The sequence below is a fragment of the Psychrobacter sp. 1U2 genome (assembly GCF_051847575.1).
The window spans coordinates 1-504 of the sequence record NZ_JBPYDC010001891.1 but is presented as its reverse complement, the minus strand read 5'-3'; the positions used below and the strand labels follow the sequence as shown (position 1 = coordinate 504).

1 protein-coding gene is annotated in these 504 nt (G+C 44.4%); it reads left to right on the top strand.

Annotated elements, in window-relative coordinates:
• Window positions 1–504: ribonucleotide reductase N-terminal alpha domain-containing protein (locus tag ACS8FD_RS24980; RefSeq protein WP_439277824.1), on the top strand; the 504-nt coding region annotated here is incomplete at both ends.

Genomic DNA, 504 nt, shown 5'->3' with positions numbered 1-504 from the left:
AGTTGAGCTTAAGTCGCACATTCAGTTTTATGAAGGGATCAAGACTCGTGACATTCATGAGACCATCATCAAGTCAGCGGCCGACCTTATCTCTGAAGATACTCCTGACTATCAATATTTGGCCGCGCGTTTGGCAATCTTTCATCTGCGTAAGATTGCTTATAACAAATTTACACCGCCGCACCTATATGACCACGTTAAAACTCTTACAGATTCTGGCAAATACGATGAGCATATCCTAGCCGATTATAGTCGTAGCGAGTTTGATGAATTGGAAGAATACCTCGATCATTGGCGCGATATGAACTTGGCCTACGCAGCCGTTGAGCAAATGGCAGGCAAATACCTCGTGCAAGATCGCGTCACCAAGACCGTTTATGAAAGCCCGCAGTTTTTATATATGCTGGTCGGTATGTGTCTGTTTGCCAACTATGACAAAGCTGAGCGCATAAGCTATGTCAAACGCTTCTATGATGCCACCTCACAGTTCAAAATCTCTCTACC